The sequence below is a fragment of the Pseudomonas sp. AC070 genome, assembly GCF_979258635.1.
On the sequence record NZ_OZ409871.1, the window covers coordinates 997,352 to 1,018,337 of the forward strand.

The window sequence follows — 20,986 nt, forward strand, 5'->3', positions numbered from 1 at the left end:
TGAATCGATGCTGCGCCGTGGTGGCGCGGTTTACCGCTTTTTCTGCCAAGGAGCTCGCCCCATGCCTGTTGGTCTCGGTCCTCTGCCTACGCTGCATCCGGTTGCCGGTTTTGAATTGGGTATTTCGTCTGCCGGCATCAAGCGCGAGGGTCGCAAGGATGTGGTGGTGATGCGCTGTGCCGAAGGCTCCAGCGTGGCGGGCGTGTTTACGCTGAACGCGTTTTGCGCGGCGCCGGTGATTCTGGCGAAGAAGAATGTGGTGGGCCCGGTGCGTTATCTGCTGACCAACACCGGCAACGCCAACGCCGGCACTGGCGAGCCAGGCCTGCAAGCCGCTGCTCGCACCTGCGCCAAGTTGGCCGAGCTGACCGGCGTGCCGGAAACCGCAGTGCTGCCGTTTTCGACGGGCGTGATCGGCGAGCCGCTGCCGGTCGAGAAAATTGAAGGCGCACTGGCCGCTGCCTTGGCCGATCTTTCGGTTGATAACTGGGCCGCTGCCGCTGCAGGCATCATGACCACCGACACCCAGCCCAAAGGCGCCAGCCGCCAGTTTGTGCATGACGGCGTCACCGTGACCGTCACCGGCATCAGCAAGGGCGCCGGCATGATCAAGCCGAACATGGCGACCATGCTCGGCTATATCGCTACCGACGCGAACGTGTCCCAAGGTCTGCTGCAAGACCTGCTGCGCGACGCGGCGAATAAGTCGTTCAACCGCATCACCATCGACGGCGACACCTCCACCAACGACTGCTGCATCCTTGTGGCGACCGGCCAGGCGGCATTGCCTGAAGTGACCCACGCCAGCGGCGCCTTGTTCGCCGAGCTCAAGCAAGCGGTGCTGGATGTGTCGATGGAATTGGCGCAGGCCATCGTCCGTGACGGCGAAGGCGCCACCAAGTTTGTCACCGTGCAGGCCAACGGCGGCGCGACCCACCAGGAGTGCCTGGACGTCGCTTATGCCGTAGCGCATTCGCCGCTGATCAAAACCGCCTTGTTTGCATCCGACCCGAACTGGGGCCGCATCCTTGCCGCCGTTGGCCGCGCCGGTGTGGCGCAGCTGGATGTGAGCAAAATCGACGTGTTCCTCGGCGACGTATGCATCGCCAGCCGTGGCTGCCGCGCTGCCAGTTACACCGAAGAGCAGGGCGCTGCGGTGATGGCCCAGGAAGAAATCGGCATTCGTATCGAGCTTGGCCGCGGTACGTGCAGTGAAACGATCTGGACTACCGACTTGTCCCACGAGTACGTGCGGATCAACGCCGAATATCGCTCCTGATCGGTGCTGGCCGCCGCGTTCAGCGGCGGCCATTCCTGGGGCTTATCCGCCCATGAACAATCGGAATTTGCCCTCGGCCGACGCGCTGCCTATTGTCGCAGTTCAATAAATGGACGCTTAAACGGGTGACTCAAATGGCTTTGAATCTGGTAATCGGCGACAAGACATACTCGTCCTGGTCGCTGCGCGCGGCCCTGGCGCTGGAGCTCAGCGGCGCGCCTTACACTGAGCGGCTCCTTCGCCTGAATCAGCCCGACAGCCGCGAACGCATTCTCGAGCATTCGCCCACCGGCAAAGTGCCGTTGCTGAAAACGGACGAAGGCTCCATCTGGGATTCGCTGGCCATCAGCGAATACCTCGCCGAAACCTACCCCGAAGCCCACCTGTGGCCGCGCGGCGCGTTTGCCCGCGCCATCGCCCGCAGCGTTTGCGCAGAAATGCACAGCAGCTTCGTGCCGCTTCGTGTGGCCATGCCCATGGATCTGTCGCGCGACGAAGCGTTGCCCGAAGTGCCGGCCGACGTGCTTGCCGACATCGAACGCATCAGCGCCATCTGGGCGCATTGCCGCAGCGAGTTCGGCCAGGATGGACCGTTTTTGTTTGGTCACGTCAGCCTCGCCGATGCGTTTTTCGCTCCGGTGGCGGTGCGCTTTCGCGGCTACCGCGTGGCACTTTCGGCGCAGGCGGCGGCCTATGTTGAAACCATTTACCAGTGGCCGGCGTTTCAGCGCTGGCAACAAGCAGCACGAGAGGAACAGCCGGCGTGAAACGAGTGCATGTGGCAGCAGCGGTCATCAGAGGCCAAGACGGGCGCATTTTGCTGGCCCGTCGCGCTGACGATAAACATCAAGGTGGCCTGTGGGAGTTTCCCGGCGGCAAGGTCGAGGAGGGCGAGTCGGTACGCGCCGCGCTCGACCGCGAACTCGCTGAAGAATTGGGCATTCAGGTGACCGCGGCGCGCCCGCTGATTCAGGTGCGCCACGACTACGCAGACAAGCACGTGTTGCTGGATGTCTGGGAAGTCAGCGCGTTTAGCGGCGAGGCCCACGGGGCCGAAGGTCAGCCGTTAGCCTGGGTGAGCAATCGGGAGCTCAGCGACTACGAGTTTCCGGCCGCCAATCGCCCCATTGTCGCCGCTGCCCGTTTACCTGAGCACTACCTGATCACGCCCGACAATCTTGAGCCGAAGGCGCTGCTGCTCGGCCTCAAGGCGGCGTTGGAAAGTGGTATTCGACTGGTGCAATTGCGCGCACCGAATATGTACGACCCGCAATACCGCGACCTCGCCGTAGACGCGGTGGGCCTGTGCGCCGGCCGCGCGCAATTGATGCTCAAAGGCCCGCTGGAATGGCTCGGTGATTTCCCGGCCGCCGGCTGGCATTTGACCTCCACGCAGCTGCGCAAATTGGTGACTGGCGGCCGTCCGTTCCCCACAAACCGCTGGTTAGCGGCCTCCTGCCACAACGCTGAAGAGTTGGCGCTGGCGGGGGAAATGGGCGTGGATTTCGTCACGCTGTCACCGGTCCAAGCCACGCAAACTCATCCGGACGCGCAACCGCTTGGCTGGGACGCGGCGCAGGAAATGATTGCGGGCTTCAATCAGCCGGTGTTTTTGCTCGGCGGTGTTGGGGCTGGGGATACCGAAAAGGCGTGGCAGGTGGGCGCGCAAGGCGTGGCGGGGATTAGAGCGTTCTGGCCACATCCTGCTGACTGATCAGCTATATGTGGGAGCGGCTGGGCGGCATTCCGATTAGCCGCGATGCTTTTGTGGTTAAAAGCTCGCGGCTAAAGCCGCTCCTACAGACTGCTACATTCAGGGTGGCTCGGCGATGTGCATCCGCCGACAGATTCGGAATCCAGGCTGGTGCAGGGACACAAGCAGCGCGACAAGAACGGCCGTCGCGCCATGCATGACAGTCCTCACAGGCAGCACTCACTCCGGCTTCGCCGCCGCCTCCCACAGCACTTCATTAATCTGCATCCGCCGCCCAATCAATCGGGCCGCCACAAACAGCAAGTCCGACAGCCGATTCACATACGCCAATCCGACCCCCGCCAACGGTTCCATAGCATTCAGCTGCTGGCACCGCCGCTCGGCGCTGCGTGCCTGCGCCCGGCAAACATGGGCTTGGGCCACGAGCAATGAACCGCCCGGCAGAATGAAGTTCTCCAGCGGCCCCAGCTCTTCGTTCCACAGGTCGATAGCCGTTTCGAGGCGTTCCACTTCGGCCTGATTCAGCGCTTGGTATTGCGGCATCGCCAGCTCGCCACCGAGGTCGAACAGGCGGTGCTGGCACGGGCCGAGCACGTCGATCACTTCACTCAAACCTGGCCACATCACTTCATGCTCCGCCAGCCCGGCCAGCAACAAACCGAGTTGGCTGTTAAGGCTGTCGAGCTCGCCCATGGCTTCTACGCGCGGGTGATCTTTGGGTACGCGGCGGCCGTCGGCCAGGCCGGTTTCGCCGGCATCGCCGGTGCGGGTGTAGATTTTTGACAGGCGAAAGCCCATGGCTCAGCTCACTTCAGGGTTGTCGGAAGGCGTTGCCAGGGGCAAGCGCAGGGTAAAGCAGGTGCCTTGGTCCAGCGCGGACTGCACCTCCATCTGCCCTTTGTGGTTGTTGGTGATGATGAAGTACGAAACCGACAGGCCCAAGCCCGTGCCCTGGCCGACTTCCTTGGTGGTGAAGAACGGCTCGAAGATGCGTTTGCGCACCAGCTCCGGCATGCCGATGCCGTTGTCTTCCACCTGAATTTCCGCCCACGGCTCGACCAGTCGCGTACGCAAAATGATGCGGCCGGGCTCCAGCAGTGAGCCGGTTTTCGCTTCGCGCTGGTGGATGGCCTGTGCGGCGTTTTTCAGCAAATTCAGCAGCACCTGTTCCAGCTCGTTGGCGATGCCGGGCACCAGGCCCACGTTCGGGTCGAAGTCGCGCTCGATGTTCAGCCCTTTGAAGTCGAAGCCTTCAGTCAGGTCGAAGTCATTGCCGGCAATTTCCACCGCTTGGTCCAGCAATGCCGGCAACTGGCACGGCGCCAGTTGGCGGTTGCTCATGCGGCTGAAGCTGAGCATGTGCGAAACGATTTTGGCCGCACGCGAGCCGGCTTGCTGAATGCCATCGAGCAGCTGCGGCACTTCACGGCCGTGCAGGTAGCGGTTAACGGTTTCCAGCGGCACGCCAACGGCATCCGCCACTTCCTGATTGCGAGGTAATTCGCTGGAAAGTCGGCGGCGAATGTTCTGCACGTTGTGCAAAATCGCGCCCAGCGGGTTGTTGATTTCATGGGCCATGCCGGCCGCCAAGCCGCCGACTGAAAGCATCTTTTCCGACTGCACCATCATTTCTTCCAGCGACAAGCGCTGGCTGATGTCATCGATACGGATCACCACACCTCGGCCCGCGCCGCCCATTAGCGGGTAGAACGTGAGCGCGTAATGACACTTGGTGTCGCCGCGCGTCCAGGTCACACGCTCGATTTTCTCTACCGTGTGGCGTTCGGCTGTGCGCTTGAGTTGCGGCAGGTAAGGCTTGAGCGGCGGAAAGGCGAGAAACACCGGCTGGTTCAACGCTTCGTCCAGCCGCGTGCCGGAAAGTACGCTGGCTTCCTGGTTCCACTGGCTGACATACAACTGCTCATCCAGAGCGATCAGCGCTGAGGGCATGGAGTCGATGATGCTGTTGAGGTAGTTCTGAAAGCCGGTGAGTTTCTTCTCGATTTTGCTGCGAACCTGAACCTCCAGTTCCAACTTGCGATTGGAATGGCGGGTTTCTTCGGCCAGGCGCTGGGCTTGGTCGAAGGCCATTTGCGCGTCGTCCCGGGCGCGCTTGAGCTGCTGCTCGCGGGCTTCGATGCGCGAGAGCATCGTGTTGAACGCTTCGGCCAGGCTGCCGATTTCATCCTGATTGCCACGGGCGGCGCGCAGGGCGTAGTTCTCCTCGCGCGTTACTTGCCGGGAGAGTTCTTCCAGACGCCGAATCGGCCGCGTGACCAGGCGCCGTATCTGCCGCGCCACCAGCGACCACAGCAGCACGCTGCAGGCCAGAATCACGAGGCTGGCGGTTAACGTGCCGGTGTAGAAAGCGCCGGGCAATTCGCTGGATGCCACGAGTAACAGATGGCCGGGCGGCTTGCCTTCTTGCGGCAACTCGAACAATTGATTGGTGCGGAATTCGCCGTAGCGCCAGGTCGACAGCTGCTCGATTCGGCGCGGCAAATGCAATTTGTCGCCATGTTCCAACTGCGCCAGGCGGCGCCCGTCGCTGCCATAGAGTGCGGCAGCGCGCAGTGGGCTGTAGCTGTCCAGGCGCTGCAGCAAGTCTTCGGCGGTGGCGCGTGAGCTCAACGCCTCGTTGCTCAGGGCGGGGGTCGACAGCAGCCGGCCCAACGTCTCCAACGCCTGGGGCGCCATGTTTTCCTGGGAGATCCAATACGCCGCGCTGATAAACGCCAGGTTGGCGACCAGCAACACCGTGGTCAGCAACGCCAACAACGCCGCCAGTAATTTGCGGCCGACCGAGAGGTTTTCCAGGCGCTTGCGCAGGGTCATAAGCCAAGGGTGCCTTCAGAAAGAGAGGTACGCAGGGTAGCGCCTGGCCGGAGGCGGCTCAACGACTTCGGCGCTAGTCGATTGGCAGGCCCTTGTTGTGCAGTTCGCCCTGCAACCGCTCGAGCAACATCTGCAAATGCGGCGCCGGGCAGTTGTGGCGCTGCGCCACGGCGCACACATGGCCGAGCAGGTAGCTGATTTCGGTGCGGCGCTGCTGGGCGACGTCCTGGTGCATGGAAGAATAATTGGCCGCAGTGGCTGTGATCACGCGCTGCACTTCTTCGGCGAGATTTTCCGCCGCAGCCGGTTGGCCGCACAGATCGAGCAACTGGCTGAGTTCTGCGCAGAGCGTTGCCACTTCGGCAGGGTGTTCCAGCAAACCGCCGTTGCGGCAGTCGTGGAGCACGGTCAGCGGGTTGATGGCGCAGTTCAGCGCCAGCTTGCGCCACACGCGGCTAAGGATGTCGGGCGTCCATTCATGGGAAATTTCAGCGCTTTGCACATCGGCCAACCAGCTCGGCGGCGTGGGATTGAGCGGGTCGCCCAGCCAGGTGTGACCATGGCCGGCAAATACCACGCGGAAATCTCCGTCGCGAAAGGCGCCCTCGGTGCTGGACGCCAAGATGCAGCGCGCCCGCGGCAAGCGAGCGGCCACGGCGTTCTGGCTGCCCATGCCGTTTTGCAGCAGCACCACGTCGGCGTCGGCAGTCAGACGATGGGCCACGCTGGCAGCAGCGGCTTCGGCGTCATAGGCCTTGCAGGCGAGCAACAAGAGGCGGATCGGGCTGGTGTCGTCGACGCTCTGCGCCGGCACCGGGTACAGGCTGCTGAGCCCTTGTTCAACCAGCGTCAAGCCGCCTACCTGGCGGTAACTGGCCAGGCGTTCGCGATTGCGCAGCAGGAGGGTGACCGGCACGTTGGCTCGGGCGAGGCGGGCGGCCCACAAGGTGCCCAGGCTGCCTGCGCCGAGAACGTGCCAATGCATTTATTTGTACAGCGGCAAACGCAGCGCCGCGACACGGCCGCTGCCGTAGGCTTCGGGAAGCAAGCCGGCGGCGCGATCGATAAGTTCTTGTGGCTGGATGGGCAGTGCTTTGGCGTCCATGCCGACCAGGCTGATGCCGGCCTTGAGCGTGATAAACCCTTCGCTGGTCTTGAACGCTTTGAGGTTGAGGCCCTCGTGCAGGCGCTTGAAGCTGCTGGGCGAGCATTCCTGCAAATCTTCCAGCAGGGTCAGCAGGCCGAAGTGGTGGTCGTCCAGGCGCACCAGCACATCCAGCGGCCGAACCAGTTGTTGCAGGCGACGGGCAACGCCGTGCAGCAACTCGTTGTAGAAGGCTTCGCCGTACTGCTGGCGCAGGTTGGGCGCGTCTTGCAGGCCGATGAGCAGGTAGCACACGGCGCCGCCGCGCGATTCCACCTGACGGATGCTGTCCACCAGCATTTGCTGCAGGTAGCGCGGGTTGCCCAGCCCGGTCAGCGGGTCGACCAGGTTGCGTTCTTCGAGGCTGGAAATGTTCTGCGTGAGCATGCGATTTTCCTGCAACAGGCGCTGCAGGGTGTTGCACAAACGGTCGGCGGCGTACACGCGCGGCACCAACTGCTCGCTCATGGCCGACTTGCTGACGAAGTCGTCGACGCCCCGGTCAAAGGCCTCGCTCAATACGTTTTCGCCTTCTTTGCCGGTGAGCAACATCACGTACGTGTAGTGATCGGCCATTTCGTCGAGCTGGCGTACGCGGCCGGTGAGTTCAAGGCCGTCAATTTCCGGCATCAGCCAGTCGGCGAGCAGCACGCTGGCGGGACGTTCTTCCAACAGCGTCAAGGCCTCGAGCGCGCTGCTGGCGAAGCGCACATCGAGGTAACCGGCTTGGCTCAGGGCACGGCCGATCATGGCGCTGGAGAACTTGGCGTCGTCCACCACCAGGATGCTGAGATGGGGGTTGGGCATTGGCGAACTCGAGAGAAATAATAGAGGCGCCGGCTCATCGCCGGGCGGTGTTTGTATCGGCAGATATATAATGATCCGGCATTTTAACCGTCAAGCTTGGCGTGCACTGTCTGTAAGACTTATCGCGCCGTCTATCTGGAGATTTCCCATGCCCTCGTTCGACGTGGTGTCCGAACTGGACAAACACGAAGTAACCAACGCTGTCGACAACGCCATGAAAGAGCTGGAGCGTCGCTACGACTTGCGCGGCAAAGGCACGTTCGAATTCAAGGAACTGACCATCAACATCACCGCTGACGCCGAGTTTCAGCTGGAGCAGATGGTCGAGATTCTCAGACTCAGCCTAGTCAAGCGCAAGATTGATGTGCAGTGTCTCGAGCTCAAAGACGCTTACCCGTCGGGCAAGAGTGTGAAGCAGGAAGCGGTTCTGCGCGAGGGCATCGATAAAGAGCTGGCGAAGAAAATTGTCGCCCACATCAAAGAAGCCAAACTCAAAGTGCAGGCCGCCATCCAGGGCGAGCAAGTGCGCGTGACCGGCAAGAAGCGTGATGACCTGCAAGAGGCCATCGCGGCGCTGCGGGCTAAAGAGTTTGGGATGCCGCTGCAATTCAATAACTTCAGAGATTAGGCCTTCTTAAACGGTGGAGATTGGGCGGCATTCTGCTTAGCCGCGATGCTCTTTTGATTTAAAAGCATCGCGGCTGAAGCCGCTCCCACAGGAAAAGCGCCGGGAATTGTTGGGAACCATCGCGCCCCCTGCAGCGTCGCAAAAGACGCAGCCGCTGTTTTTTATGACTGGCATCTGGGCGGTCAGGCAGCGAAGGAGGCGCTATGGATTTCGATGCACAACTGGATCATTTGGTCGATGCCTCGCAGGCATGGCTACCCATCATCATGGCGTACAGCGGCCGCGTGCTGCTGGCGTTGGTGGTATTGGCGATTGGCTGGTGGCTGATCAATCGGGTCACCGGCAACCTCAGCGCGCTGATCGGCAAGCGCCTCGGCGACCCGGCCTTGCAGAGCTTCATTGGCACCCTGGCCAATATCATTCTCAAAGTGCTGCTGGTGATCAGCGCCGCATCGATGATCGGCGTGGAAACCACCTCGTTTATTGCCGCCATCGGTGCCGCCGGCCTGGCGATTGGCTTGGCGCTGCAAGGCAGCCTGGCCAATTTCGCCGGCGGTGTGCTGATTCTGCTGTTTCGCCCGTTTCGCATCGGTGACTGGATTGAAGCGCAGGGCGTGGCGGGCACGGTGGATAACATCCAGATCTTCCACACCGTATTGCGTACCGGCGACAACAAAACCGTCATCGTGCCCAACGGCAGCCTGTCCAACGGCATCATCACCAACTACAACCGCCAGGCCACGCGGCAAATCATTTATGACATCGGCATCAACTACGACGCCGACCTGCAAGCTGCCAAGCGCGTGCTGACCGAGATGGCCGAAGATGAACGCGTGCTCAAAGACCCGGCGCCCGCCGTGGTGGTGGCCGGGTTGGGCGATAGCTCAATCAAGATGTCGTTGCGCGTATGGGTGAAAACCGCCGACTACTGGAGCCTGACGTTTAAATACAACGAAGAGATTCGTGATCGGTTGCAGGCGGCCGGTATCGAGATTCCGTTCCCGCAGCGGGTGATTCGCATGGTTCAAGAGAACGCCTAGCGTTAGGCATCGATTTCCGGATCGTCGGCCATGCTGCGTTGCGTCCTCGCTTTTAATGCTCACGTACTGCAGTACGCTGCGCTTAAAAGCTCCGGGGCGCCTTGCCTGGCCTTAGCTCCGAAAATCTTAATCTGCGAAAAAGAAAAAGCCGGCAATTGCCGGCTTTTCTGGGCTAAACCTGTTCCGGTCTGGCCTTGTCCTCTGCGGTCGGCGGTGCTTCTTCCACTTCCGGCACTTTCTGGCTCGCCATGCGCTGCCACTGCCAGCAAATCAGAATCAACGTGGGAATGCCGAGCAGGGCGGTGATGAGGAAGAACTTGTGGTAGCCAACGTTCTCGACCATCACGCCCGAGTAGCCGCCGATCAAGCGCGGCAGCAGCAGCATGATCGAGCTGAGCAGGGCGTATTGGGTGGCGGAGAATTTGAGGTTGGTCAGGCTCGACAGGTAGGCCACAAACGCGGATGTGGCCAGGCCGGCACTGAAGTTGTCGGCGGAAATGGTCAGGATCAGCATGTCCAGATTCGCGCCCATGTCGCTAAGCGCCATAAACATCAGGTTGGTGGCGGCCGATAGCACGCCGCCAATCAGCAGAATCGGCATGATGCCGAAGCGCATGATCAGCACGCCTCCCGCCCCGGCGCCGAGCAGGGTCATCACCAGGCCGAACAGCTTGCTGACGCTGGCGATCTGCTCTTTGCTAAACCCTTGGTCGATGTAGAACACGTTGGCCATCACGCCCATCACCGTGTCGGACATCCGATACGTCGCGATCAGCCCCAGCAGCAGCAACGCCTGCCAGCGATAGCGCTGTACAAACTCGCTGATGGGTGTCAGCACGGGCGCCATCAGCAGCCGGCCAGGGGCCGACAGGCAGGCCAGGGCGATCAGCACGTACATCGTCCCGCGTGGCCAGGCGCCGCTGCTGAAGGCTTTGGCAGCGGCGGCCGCGGTGACCAAAATGATGATCAGCACAATCATCGACACGGCCTGGTGCACGAAGTCGAAGTTGGGAATCACCTTGCCGCGCGCCGCCACGATCAGCTGTTTACGCTGCTGGCTAAGCAGATCACGCACGGGGGCAATCAATCGGCGGCCGGCGGGCATCAGGCAAATGCCGAGGAAGATTGCGTACAGCGCAGCGCGGGGCCAGGCGCGGTCGAGCAGGCCCGTAATCATGGCCGGCAGCGAGATCAGCATCACCAGCAAAATCAGTACGGAGTAGAGCTGGTCTTTGAGCTTGAAGCGCGAGGTGGTGGTTTGCACCGGCACGTCCACATGGGGTTCGCGCATCCAAAGAGAGGTGAGCAAACCCGGCACCATCAGCATGGCAAACAGCAGATAGGTGCTGGCCCAGGCGCCAAATTCGTAGGCGGTGGTGGTGGAGCCGAACCATTCGGCGAAATACAGTGCGCCGGCGGTGGCGAGCAGGGCGGCGACGCGGTAGCCGAGCATGTAACTGGCGGCGAGGGCGGCCTGGCGGGAGTCGTCGGCAATTTCCAGGCGGTAGGCGTCAACGGCGATATCTTGAGTGGCGGAGGCAAACGCCACCAGTACGGCGATGGCGACCAGCCAGGTGAGGTTGGTGCGAGGGTCGCACAGCGCCATGCCGATCAGGCCCATGGCGATGACAATTTGCGAGAGCACCAGCCATGAGCGGCGCCGACCCAGGCGGCCGAGCAGCGGCAGACGCCATTGGTCGAGCAGCGGCGACCATATCCATTTAAAGGCGTAAGCGAGGCCGATGAGGCTGGCGAAACCGATGGTTTCACGCGACACGCCGGCTTCGCGCATCCACACCGACAAGGTGGAGAACACCAGCATGTACGGCAGGCCTGCGGCGAAACCGAGAAGCAAGAGGGCCAAACTGGCCGGCGAAGCGTAGGCGGCGAGTGCCGCGCGCCAGGTTTTACGGGGCATTGGGCTGTGATCTGCCTGGGTTTAGCAAAACGTGGAGTGCCCAGTTGGCCAGGCCAAACTGGATGGCAAAAACAGGGCGCACTCTAACCGCTGTGCTCCATTGGGCGCCACCCATGGCGCTTGATATCCACGCGCTGATTGACCATTCGCACTCCTTCGGCGCGCAACCGCGCCCGTTGTTCTTCGCCCGATACGGTGCCGACTGCCAGGCTCAATCGGCCACCGGCGGCGACCACGCGGTGCCAGGGCAGGGCGCTGCCCTCCGGCAACTGGCTCAAGGTGCGACCGACCCACCGCGCCGCGCGGCCCAGGCCTGCCAGTTCAGCCAGTTGCCCATAACTGACCACGTAGCCGCTGGGCACTTGCGCCAATGTCAGGTATAGCGCGGCGCGGCGTGCTTCAGCGTTTTCGCCTGCTACGTCGGCGGCAGCTGTCTTAGTGCTGTCTTGTTTGGCTGGCATGTTTTGACCTTACACATAGCGGCTCATGGCGAGCAGCTTAACCGAGCGTTTTGGCCCATCAAGCGTTCATACCATTACGGTGCCCGCCTGGGTGTAGAACGTGTGCGGCGGCGTGCGCTGGCGTGAGCCTTGCTTTAGATTGCGCGGAACTTGCAGGACAGCCACCGGTCACTCCTTGCAGTGTTTTTCGGGCCAGCGGCTTTTTATCTTGGATAATGCCCGCCCTTCACATTTACGGAGCGGTAAATCTCCCCATGCGGTTATCCAACAAGCTGTCTTACGCCCTGTCCTGCGCCGCGCTCACGCTGGCTGCAACCCCTGCAATGGCCGACACCGTATGGTTGAAAAACGGCGACCGCATCACCGGTACCATCAAGGTGTTCGACGGCGGCAAGCTGGTAGTTGAAACCAGCTATGGCGGCACCATTCCGGTTGATTGGAAACAGGTCAAAACCCTGGAAAGCGACCGCGAGCTGATGGTTAAGCAAGACGAATTCACTGGCGAGCGCGCCAAGTCGCTTCAAGCCGCCGAAGACGGCAAGGTCACGTTGATCAATGGCGAGGCGCCGAAGACCGTCGAGCTGGCCAGCATCGAGCAGATCATCAAACCCAAGCCGATCCTCGAAGACTTGGTCTGGAAGGGTAACGTCGACCTCGGGCTGGACTACAAACGCGCCGAGACCGACACCGACGACTACGACGTCGATTTCAAAACCACCGCCCGCCATGGCGCCTGGCGCCACAACGCCGAAGGTGGCTACAACCGTGAGTCGCAAGACGACGTCACCACCACCAACAACTGGAACGCCGAATACGCCCTCGACCGTTTCCTGGATGAACATTGGTTCTGGCAGGGCCGCTTGAGCTACAAGCGCGACCACATCGAAGACGTTTCCAGCCAGCGCACCATCGGTACCGGTCCTGGCTACCAGTTCTGGGACGACGAACTCGGCGCGTTCTCCCTGGCGACCTTGGTCAACCAGAATGACTACGAATACAGAGACGGCGGCAGCGACAACTTCTACTCGCTGGGCCTGAAGTGGGACTACAACCGCTACCTGGTCGGCAAGACCTTCGAAATGTTCAGCAACGGCGAACTCGGCAAACCCATCGGCGGCGACAGCGAGTACGAGCTCGAAGCTGAAGCAGGGCTGCGCTACAAAGTTACCGACTGGGCTTCGCTTAACGTGAAGGCCGAGAAGAACATCGTAAGCGGCGCCAAAGATGGCGAAGTGGACGAGACCCGGTATAGCGTCGGGTTCGGTGTGGGCTGGTAAAAAAAACCGCTCCGGGGCTGCTGCGCTTGCTCATGCGGCGTTGAGCTCAGGGTCGGGATGCTCATTGGCTGCAGCCAACTCCGCTCCGTCGTCCTGAGCTCGCCTTGTCTGACCTGCGCTCGCACGGCCGGGAGTCGGTTTTTGCGATCCTTGAAAAAGAACAATAAAAAGCCCCGCACTCGCGGGGCTTTTTGTTAGGTCGCAATCCTTTTGATCTTCGAACTCAGCCGCCCCTCAATCAAGATTGAGCATTCCGGGCGCCTGATGCACGCCGCATGGCCGACGCGCATCCAATCGACTGATTACAACCGCATGCCGCCGTCGAGCTCCAGAATCCGGCCGGTGTAGTACTCGTTTTCCAGAATGTAGGCCACCGAGTGGGCAATCTCTTTCGGCTGGCCCAGACGCTTGAGCGGAATGCCCGAGGTCATTCTTTCCAACGCTTCGGGTTTCATGCTGGCAACCATTTCGGTCTCGATAAAGCCCGGCGCCACGCCTGCAACACGAATGCCGTAGCGCGCCAGCTCTTTGGCCCACACCACGGTGTCTGCCGCAACGCCGGCCTTGGCGGCCGAGTAGTTGGCCTGGCCCATGTTGCCGGCGCGGGAGATGGAGGAGATGTTGACGATCGCGCCCTGGTTTTTCAGCTCGATCATTTTCGCCGCCACTTCACGGGTGCACAGGAACACGCCGGTCAGGTTGACGTCGATAACCGACTGCCACTGCGCCAGGCTCATTTTCGACAGCTCGCCGTCTTTCACTTTAATCGTCAGGCCGTCGCGCAAGATGCCGGCGTTGTTGACCAGGCCGTTGATGGCGCCGAAGTTGTCAGCGATCTGGCCCACGGTGTGGATCACTTGTTCTTCATTAGCCACATTGCAGATGTAGGCGCGGGCATCGCCACCGGCTGCTTTGCAGGCGGCAACGGCTTCATCGAGGCGTTCCTGATTGAGGTCTACCAGCGCCAGCTTGGCGCCGCGCGCGGCCAGGTATTCGCCCATGGCGCGGCCAAGGCCTTGACCACCGCCGGTAATCACGATGACTTTGTCTTTCAGTTCCATAACCACATCCCCAAAAAGTAGATTGAGCGCGCGCACCTTTTATAGGCGCCGCTGCCAACCGGATACGTTGTTCCCCGCTGATGCGCGCAACCGTTAAGCTGGGCACCTGTCCGTCTTCAATACGAATTCTCGACGAGGAGTCATAAGGTGAGCGTGAAAGTCGGCAAGCATGCCCGAGAATTGCTACTCAAGGAATACCGTGGGGCGCTCTCCACGTTGTCCAAAGCCATGCCCGGCTACCCGTTCGGATCAGTGGTGCCGTACTGCCTGGATGCCAGCGGCCACCCGCTGATTCTCATCAGCCGCATCGCTCAGCACACCCACAATTTGCAGGTGGAACCCAAGTGTTCGCTGTTGGTGGGCGAGCGCGGCGCCGAAGATATTCAAGCCGTCGGCCGTTTAACGGTGCTGGCGCAGGCGCGCAAAATTACCGATGAAGCGGCCACCGTCGCCGCTGCCGCACGTTACTACCGCTACTTTCCGGAATCGGAGGGTTATCACCAGGCCCACGATTTTGATTTTTGGGTGCTGGAGCCGGTGCGCTCGCGATATATCGGCGGCTTTGGCGCCATTCACTGGCTCGATGAAGTGACGCTGGCCAACCCGTTTGCCGGCGACATTGAGCTGAGCATGGTCGAACACATGAACAGCGACCACGCCAGCGCCATCGCCCATTACGTTGAGCTGGCCGGGTTGCCCAACCATGTGCCCGCTGAGTTGGCCGGCATCGACAGCGAAGGCTTTCACCTGCGCATCGGTCAGGGCCTTCATTGGCTGGCGTTTCCAACATCCTGTAACACTGCGCTGGAAGTGCGCCAGGCCTTGGTAGCGCTGGCGCGGGCCGAAACCTGGCCGGCTGCCGGGCAAGAATCTGCTTGAATTAAAAGCCACGCAGCACCACCTAAATCTTTCCGGTGATAAAACGCTCGCGGGTTAAGCGAATCGCCGCCCGGCCGTCCTACAGGAACCCCATTGATGCGTGCTTTTCTGTTTTTGTTTTTGCTGTTCCCGATTATCGAACTGGCGGTGCTGATCAAAGTCGGCAGCGCCATTGGCGTGCTGCCCACGCTGCTGTTGGTCATCGGCAGTGCGGTGCTGGGCAGCGTGTTGCTGCGGGTGGCCGGCGTGGCCACCGCATGGCGGGCCCGTGAGCGTCTGGCGCGCGGTGAATTGCCGGAACAGGAAATGCTCGAAGGCTTGCTGATTGCCGTCGGCGGTGGCCTGCTGCTGTTGCCGGGGTTTATCAGCGATATTTTCGGTCTGCTGTGTCTTATTCCGTTCACGCGCCGGCTGATGGTCGGCAAGCTTCGCCAGCGCGCGGCGGAGCAGGCGTTGCGTCAGCGTGCGTTCGCCGATGACCTCGCTGCGCGATCCGGCCAGTCTCGCCCAAACGTGATCGAAGGCGAGTTCGAGCACCGCGATCCGAAGTGAAAGCGGCGCGAGTGAGCGCTGCCCGCAGCGCTCATTGTCCGGCGCAAACCGTGTAAAAAATTTTCACCCCCGCCCTTGTAATCCCTTTCCCCGCCCCTATGTAGTGGTCACCGCAAGGTCTCTGTCGGTTTTACGACAGTCAGTCTTCCGCGTGGCCGCTTAGCGGCTCGCGACCGGCCACGCCGGATAGCAAACAACCAGCCGGTGGATAAACCGGCGGCTTTAAACCACCTTACTTGGGAGAGATCGACAATGAAGCTTCGTCCTCTGCATGACCGCGTCGTCATCCGTCGCAGCGAAGAAGAAACCAAAACCGCTGGTGGCATCGTTCTGCCGGGCTCGGCTGCGGAAAAACCGAACCGTGGCGAGATCCTCGCTGTCGGCGCCGGCCGCGTGCTGGACAACGGCGAAGTGCGCCCACTGGCCGTTAAAGTCGGCGACAAAGTGGTGTTTGGCCCGTACTCGGGCAGCAACACCATCAAGGTTGATGGCGAAGACCTGCTGGTCATGAGCGAGAACGAAATCCTGGCTGTTGTTGAAGGCTGATTTCCCGCTCCGTTGCTACCACTTGCGTTAACGAAACGAATTTGAGGAATAACGATCATGGCTGCAAAAGAAGTTAAGTTTGGCGACTCCGCTCGTAAAAAAATGCTGGCTGGCGTTAACGTCCTGGCCGACGCGGTAAAAGCCACCCTCGGCCCGAAAGGCCGTAACGTGATCATCGAGAAGAGCTACGGCGCTCCGACCATCACCAAAGACGGTGTGTCGGTTGCCAAAGAAATCGAGCTGAAAGACCGTTTCGAAAACATGGGCGCGCAGCTGGTTAAAGACGTTGCCTCCCGTGCCAACGACGACGCCGGTGACGGCACCACCACCGCCACCGTTCTGGCTCAGTCCATCGTCAACGAAGGCCTGAAAGCCGTCGCTGCCGGCATGAACCCGATGGACCTCAAGCGCGGCATCGACAAGGCGACCATCGCCATCGTTGCTCAGCTCAAGTCCCAGTCCAAGCCATGCGCAGACACCAAAGCCATCGCTCAGGTCGGCACCATCTCCGCCAACTCCGATAGCTCTATCGGCGACATCATTGCCCAGGCAATGGAAAAAGTCGGTAAAGAAGGGGTGATCACCGTTGAAGAAGGCTCGGGCCTGGAAAACGAACTGTCGGTTGTAGAAGGCATGCAGTTCGACCGTGGCTACCTGTCGCCGTACTTCATCAACAAGCCAGACACCATGGTTGCCGAGCTGGACAGCCCGCTGATCCTGCTGGTCGACAAAAAAATCTCCAACATCCGCGAAATGCTGCCGGTGCTGGAAGCTGTGGCCAAAGCTGGCCGTCCGCTGCTGATCGTGGCTGAAGACGTTGAAGGCGAAGCCCTGGCGACTCTGGTTGTGAACAACATGCGCGGCATCGTTAAAGTCGCTGCTGTTAAAGCACCAGGCTTCGGCGACCGTCGTAAGGCCATGCTGCAAGACATCGCCGTTCTGACTGGCGGTACCGTGATCTCAGAAGAAATCGGCCTGAGCCTGGAAAGCGCTACCCTGGAGCACCTGGGTAATGCCAAACGCGTCATCCTCAGCAAAGAAAACACCACCGTTATCGACGGTGCTGGCGTTCAAGCTGACATCGAAGCGCGCGTTGCTCAGATCCGCAAACAAGTTGAAGACACCTCGTCCGACTACGACCGTGAAAAACTGCAAGAGCGTCTGGCCAAACTGGCTGGCGGTGTTGCCGTGATCAAGGTTGGCGCCGGTTCCGAAGTGGAAATGAAAGAGAAGAAAGCCCGCGTTGAAGACGCCCTGCACGCTACCCGCGCAGCCGTTGAAGAAGGCGTGGTACCTGGCGGTGGCGTGGCACTGGTTCGCGCTCTGCAAGCTATCTCCGACCTGAAAGGCGACAACGCCGATCAGAACGTGGGTATCGCTCTGCTGCGTCGCGCTGTTGAAGCACCGCTGCGTCAGATCGTTTCCAACTCCGGCGACGAGCCGAGTGTTGTGGTCGACAAGGTCAAGCAGGGTTCCGGTAACTTCGGTTACAACGCTGCCACCGGCGAGTACGGCGACATGATCGAAATGGGTATCCTCGACCCGGCCAAAGTGACCCGTTCTGCTCTGCAGGCCGCGGCCTCGATCGCCAGCTTGATGATCACCACTGAAGCGATGATTGCTGAAATCGTGGAAGACAAGCCAGCTGCCGGCGGTATGCCGGATATGGGTGGCATGGGTGGTATGGGCGGCATGATGTAATAGCTGTTGCCGTAAAAAACCCCGCCTTGTGCGGGGTTTTTTTATGGCTGCTGCGAGCTCCGGGCCGTCGGTCATGCTGCGTTGCGTCCTCGCTTTTAATGCTCACGTACTGCAGTACGCTGCGCTTAGAAGCTGCGGGGCGCCTTGCCTGACCTTAGTCCCGAAACTCGCGATCGGCGTCGCTAAGGTTCGCCAGCAAGCTGGCTCCTACAAACAAAAACCGCGTCACACGCAGATGTCTTTGTAGGAGCGACCTTGGTCGCGAAGCTTTTGATTGTGCATGTCAGGTGTTCTGCCCAATCACCGCGTGCGGCAAATCCTCTTTTGCCGGCCTATACAACACCGCCCAATACGACCCCAAACAAATCAACCAACAAAACACCGCCGTCCACAGGTTGTGAGAGAAGAAGTGCGCGCCTTGCAGCATGCGGCTCACGGAGAAGACTGTGCCGAGTGCAAGGGCAAAGACGAAACCGGCGCGTGCCAGCCGTGGGCGGCGGTCGCGCCAGACGAAGTAAAGCGCGAATAACGTAAAGCCCGCGGCGGCGTGACCGCCTGGCCAGCAGCGGCCGGGTTTGTCGGTGGCGGGGCGGTGGCTGAGCAGCGGGCTGTAGGTTTCCTGACCGCCGAACTGGCTGAGACTCCAGGGGCACTGGACGGCGGTGACCGCTTTCATGGGGGTGACGAAGCTGGTGGACAGGCCCATGGCCAATACCAGGTAACCCAGTTGCCGGCGCATTGGTTTCAGGCGGGTAATAAAGAAGCTGCCGACGAAGCCGAGAATGGAGAGCACGGCGAAGGCAATCACGGCCTGTTTCGCGCGGTCGTGCAGGATGTCTTCGAGAAATGCGCTGTGTTTTCCCACAAACCCAACGCCCGGTGTGTACATCAGGTTGGCCAGGGCGAAGTCCAGTTTGGTGGGTTCGATCAATAGCAGTAACGCGGCGATGGCCAGCGGAATGCCGAGCGCCAGGCGCAGGTTCAGGCGGTGTGAAAAAGTAGTGAATGGAGTCGACGACATGCTGAGTCCAGGCGTAGCGGAAGTAGCGTGCATGCTGCTCCAGGCGCTGTCAGCATGGCGTTAAGTTGTCGTGAAAAAATCGTGAAAGCCGCTTCAATCATTAAATGTTGAGGTAATGTCGCGCCCCGTGACGTGCCTGCAACACCTGCCTCAAGGAACCGCCATGCGCATTCTGATTGTAGAAGACAACCGTGACATTCTCGCCAACCTTGCTGATTACCTGGGCATGAAAGGCTACAGCGTCGACTGCGCGCAGGACGGATTGTCGGGCCTGCACCTGGCCGCGACCGAGCACTACGACCTGATCGTGCTCGACATCATGATGCCCGGCATGGACGGCTACACGTTATGCAAACGCCTGCGTGAAGACGCGCGCCGCGACACGCCGGTGATCATGCTCACCGCCCGCGACCAACTCGATGACCGCCTGCAAGGCTTCCGCTCTGGCGCCGACGATTACCTGCTCAAGCCTTTCGCGCTGTCCGAGCTAGCGGCCCGCATCGAAGCCGTGCTGCGTCGCAGCCAGGGTGGCGGCCGGCGCATTCTGCAAGTGGCCGATCTGGTGTACGACCTCGACACCCTGCAAGTCAGCCGCGCCAGCAAAGCCCTCAAGCTCAACCCTATCGGCCTGAAATTGCTCGCCGCGCTGATGCAGAAAAGCCCGCATGTGCTGCGTCGCGAAGTGTTGGAAGAGGCGCTGTGGGGCGACGATTGCCCGGACAGCGACAGCCTGCGCAGCCACATTCACCAGTTGCGTCAGGTGATCGACAAACCCTTCCCACTACCCCTGCTGCAAACCGTGCACGGCGTGGGCTATCGCTTGGCGGAAGTCACCGATGGAGTTTAAGCAAAGCCTGTCACGCCGCATCGTTATTGCCTTTGTACTGATGACCACGCTGGTAGCAGCCGCCTTTGCCACGGGCATTTATATGGCCGTGCACATGCTTGAGGAAAAGCTGATTTCCGGCGTCCTCAGCGGCGACCTCGACCGCCTGTTGCACATGGACAACATGGATGAATGGCGCACCCATCCCGAGCCGGATCAACTGTTCTACTTTTCTGGCGGTCACGGTGATTTCGCTCTGCCGGACTACCTCGCCGGCATGGAGCCAGGCTTCCACGAAATCTTCCGCGGCGAGCTGTCGTACCACGCGTTTGTGCGGATCGTGGCGGGGCAGGAATATATTTTGCTGCAAGACCAAAGCGAGTTCGAAGAGCGCGAGCGCACGCTGTACACCACTGTCTGGATCGGCTTTGTGCTGTGCGTGGCGCTGGCCGTATTCCTTGGCCTATTTCTCGCCCGCAAAGTCATCGAACCGGTGGTGCGGCTATCGCGGCAAGTGCAGCACCCCGATCAATTGCTGTCGTTGGCACCGCCTCTGGCGCCCGACTACGCCGCCGATGAAGTCGGTCAATTGGCGGCGGCGTTCGACACCACCTTGGGCTTGTTGCGCCATGCCCTAACTCGCGAGCGGCTGTTCACCAGCGACGTCAGCCATGAGCTGCGTACGCCATTAATGGTGGTGGCCAGTTCGTGCGAATTGCTGCTGGAAAACCCGAACCTCGACGACCGTGCCCGGGCGCAGGTGCAGCGAATTTTCCGTGCCTGCGAAGACATGCGCGCCCTGGTGCAAACATTCTTCCTGTTGGCTCGCGCGCAGAACACCGACATCAACCAGATTCCCACCATGAGCGTGGAAAGCGTGGCCTATGAGCTGATCGAGCAATGGCGCGCGCCGATTGAAAGCAAAGGCATCGCCCTGCAGTACCGAAAAGAGCAGGTGGCGCACGGCGAGTTCAACGCCACGTTTCTGCGCACTGTAATGAGCAACCTGTTGCGCAACGCGCTGCATTACACCGACAGCGGGCACATCAACCTGACCTTGGTGGCCGACGGGTTTGAAGTAGAAGACAGCGGAGTGGGTATTCCTGAGGCTCAACGCGAAGCCGTGTTCCAGCCCTTCGTGCGCGGCGACAGTCAGCGCGGCGATGGTTTGGGGCTCGGCCTGTCGCTGGTGCAACGTATTTGTGCAAGCCAGGGTTGGGACGTCAGCCTGAGTGCAGCGCAACCGCGAGGCTGCTGTTTCAAGGTGGTATTAGTGCCCCGGCGCAGTTAAGCGGGT

19 protein-coding genes and 1 pseudogene are annotated in these 20,986 nt (G+C 60.8%); 12 read left to right on the plus strand and 8 right to left on the minus strand.

Features of this window, described 5'->3' with window-relative positions; all coding sequences use genetic code 11:
- Positions 1-61 precede the first annotated feature (61 nt).
- From argJ to ACZZ0Q_RS04395, 3 genes are all read left to right on the plus strand, one after another.
- Positions 62-1,279: a bifunctional glutamate N-acetyltransferase/amino-acid acetyltransferase ArgJ gene (gene argJ / locus ACZZ0Q_RS04385; RefSeq protein WP_463539964.1), complete on the plus strand. Its 1,218-nt coding sequence runs from the start codon at positions 62-64 to the stop codon at positions 1,277-1,279.
- Positions 1,280-1,413: 134 nt separating this feature from the next.
- The gene (locus ACZZ0Q_RS04390; protein ID WP_463539963.1) at positions 1,414-2,046 is read left to right on the plus strand and encodes a glutathione S-transferase family protein; all 633 of its coding nucleotides are present in this window, start codon (positions 1,414-1,416) and stop codon (positions 2,044-2,046) included.
- On the plus strand, positions 2,043-2,993 hold the full coding sequence (locus tag ACZZ0Q_RS04395; protein ID WP_463539962.1) for a Nudix family hydrolase: 951 nt from the start codon (positions 2,043-2,045) through the stop codon (positions 2,991-2,993). The genes ACZZ0Q_RS04390 and ACZZ0Q_RS04395 overlap by 4 nt, the downstream gene beginning before the upstream one ends.
- Positions 2,994-3,212: 219 nt before the next feature.
- On the opposite strand, the gene ACZZ0Q_RS04400 is transcribed toward ACZZ0Q_RS04395, so the two are convergent.
- The 4 genes and pseudogenes from ACZZ0Q_RS04400 to ACZZ0Q_RS04415 all read right to left on the minus strand — a co-directional run.
- Complete coding sequence (locus ACZZ0Q_RS04400; RefSeq protein ID WP_463539961.1) at positions 3,213-3,791, minus strand: cob(I)yrinic acid a,c-diamide adenosyltransferase; 579 nt, start codon at positions 3,789-3,791, stop codon at positions 3,213-3,215.
- 3 nt (positions 3,792-3,794) lie between these two features.
- Entirely contained in the window at positions 3,795-5,828 is a 2,034-nt protein-coding gene (locus tag ACZZ0Q_RS04405; RefSeq protein WP_463539960.1) for a sensor histidine kinase, read from the minus strand.
- A 73-nt stretch (positions 5,829-5,901) separates the two neighbouring features.
- Complete coding sequence (locus ACZZ0Q_RS04410) at positions 5,902-6,813, minus strand: putative 2-dehydropantoate 2-reductase (RefSeq protein WP_463539959.1); 912 nt, start codon at positions 6,811-6,813, stop codon at positions 5,902-5,904.
- Positions 6,814-7,821, minus strand: a pseudogene (locus tag ACZZ0Q_RS04415) (GGDEF domain-containing response regulator); the annotation flags it as partial.
- A 106-nt stretch (positions 7,822-7,927) separates the two neighbouring features.
- On the opposite strand from ACZZ0Q_RS04415, the gene ACZZ0Q_RS04420 reads away from it, so the two are divergent.
- On the plus strand, positions 7,928-8,407 hold the full coding sequence (locus ACZZ0Q_RS04420) for a YajQ family cyclic di-GMP-binding protein (protein ID WP_463539958.1): 480 nt from the start codon (positions 7,928-7,930) through the stop codon (positions 8,405-8,407).
- 203 nt (positions 8,408-8,610) lie between these two features.
- Entirely contained in the window at positions 8,611-9,447 is an 837-nt protein-coding gene (locus ACZZ0Q_RS04425; protein WP_122452471.1) for a mechanosensitive ion channel domain-containing protein, read from the plus strand.
- Between the two features lie 172 nt (positions 9,448-9,619).
- Here ACZZ0Q_RS04425 and ACZZ0Q_RS04430 read toward each other — a convergent pair whose 3' ends face one another.
- Entirely contained in the window at positions 9,620-11,365 is a 1,746-nt protein-coding gene (locus ACZZ0Q_RS04430) for an AmpG family muropeptide MFS transporter (RefSeq protein ID WP_463539957.1), read from the minus strand.
- An 83-nt stretch (positions 11,366-11,448) separates the two neighbouring features.
- Positions 11,449-11,826, minus strand: a complete 378-nt coding sequence (locus tag ACZZ0Q_RS04435; RefSeq protein ID WP_463539956.1) for an MGMT family protein — start codon at positions 11,824-11,826, stop codon at positions 11,449-11,451.
- Positions 11,827-12,080: 254 nt separating this feature from the next.
- On the opposite strand from ACZZ0Q_RS04435, the gene ACZZ0Q_RS04440 reads away from it, so the two are divergent.
- A complete protein-coding gene (locus ACZZ0Q_RS04440) occupies positions 12,081-13,103 on the plus strand; it encodes a DUF481 domain-containing protein (protein WP_463539955.1) in 1,023 nt (340 codons plus the stop codon).
- A gap of 302 nt (positions 13,104-13,405) precedes the next feature.
- Here the strand turns inward: ACZZ0Q_RS04440 and ACZZ0Q_RS04445 are convergent, their stop codons facing one another.
- Positions 13,406-14,164 carry an SDR family oxidoreductase gene (locus ACZZ0Q_RS04445; protein WP_463539954.1) on the minus strand — a complete coding sequence of 253 codons (759 nt, stop codon included), beginning with the start codon at positions 14,162-14,164 and terminating at the stop codon, positions 13,406-13,408.
- 147 nt (positions 14,165-14,311) lie between these two features.
- Between ACZZ0Q_RS04445 and ACZZ0Q_RS04450 the strand changes: the two genes are divergently transcribed.
- From ACZZ0Q_RS04450 to groL, 4 genes are all read left to right on the plus strand, one after another.
- On the plus strand, positions 14,312-15,043 hold the full coding sequence (locus tag ACZZ0Q_RS04450; protein WP_463539953.1) for a HugZ family pyridoxamine 5'-phosphate oxidase: 732 nt from the start codon (positions 14,312-14,314) through the stop codon (positions 15,041-15,043).
- Positions 15,044-15,139: 96 nt separating this feature from the next.
- Positions 15,140-15,595: an FxsA family protein gene (locus ACZZ0Q_RS04455; RefSeq protein ID WP_463539952.1), complete on the plus strand. Its 456-nt coding sequence runs from the start codon at positions 15,140-15,142 to the stop codon at positions 15,593-15,595.
- A 252-nt stretch (positions 15,596-15,847) separates the two neighbouring features.
- A complete protein-coding gene (locus ACZZ0Q_RS04460; protein ID WP_108098537.1) occupies positions 15,848-16,141 on the plus strand; it encodes a co-chaperone GroES in 294 nt (97 codons plus the stop codon).
- A 57-nt stretch (positions 16,142-16,198) separates the two neighbouring features.
- Positions 16,199-17,842 (plus strand): chaperonin GroEL, encoded by a 1,644-nt coding sequence (groL, locus tag ACZZ0Q_RS04465; protein WP_122452478.1) that lies wholly within the window; start codon positions 16,199-16,201, stop codon positions 17,840-17,842.
- A gap of 283 nt (positions 17,843-18,125) precedes the next feature.
- Here groL and ACZZ0Q_RS04470 read toward each other — a convergent pair whose 3' ends face one another.
- A complete protein-coding gene (locus ACZZ0Q_RS04470; RefSeq protein ID WP_463539951.1) occupies positions 18,126-18,863 on the minus strand; it encodes a phosphatase PAP2 family protein in 738 nt (245 codons plus the stop codon).
- 163 nt (positions 18,864-19,026) lie between these two features.
- Between ACZZ0Q_RS04470 and ACZZ0Q_RS04475 the strand changes: the two genes are divergently transcribed.
- Complete coding sequence (locus ACZZ0Q_RS04475; protein WP_463539950.1) at positions 19,027-19,710, plus strand: response regulator transcription factor; 684 nt, start codon at positions 19,027-19,029, stop codon at positions 19,708-19,710.
- Positions 19,700-20,980: a sensor histidine kinase gene (locus ACZZ0Q_RS04480; RefSeq protein ID WP_463539949.1), complete on the plus strand. Its 1,281-nt coding sequence runs from the start codon at positions 19,700-19,702 to the stop codon at positions 20,978-20,980. The genes ACZZ0Q_RS04475 and ACZZ0Q_RS04480 overlap by 11 nt, the downstream gene beginning before the upstream one ends.
- Positions 20,981-20,986 lie beyond the last annotated feature (6 nt).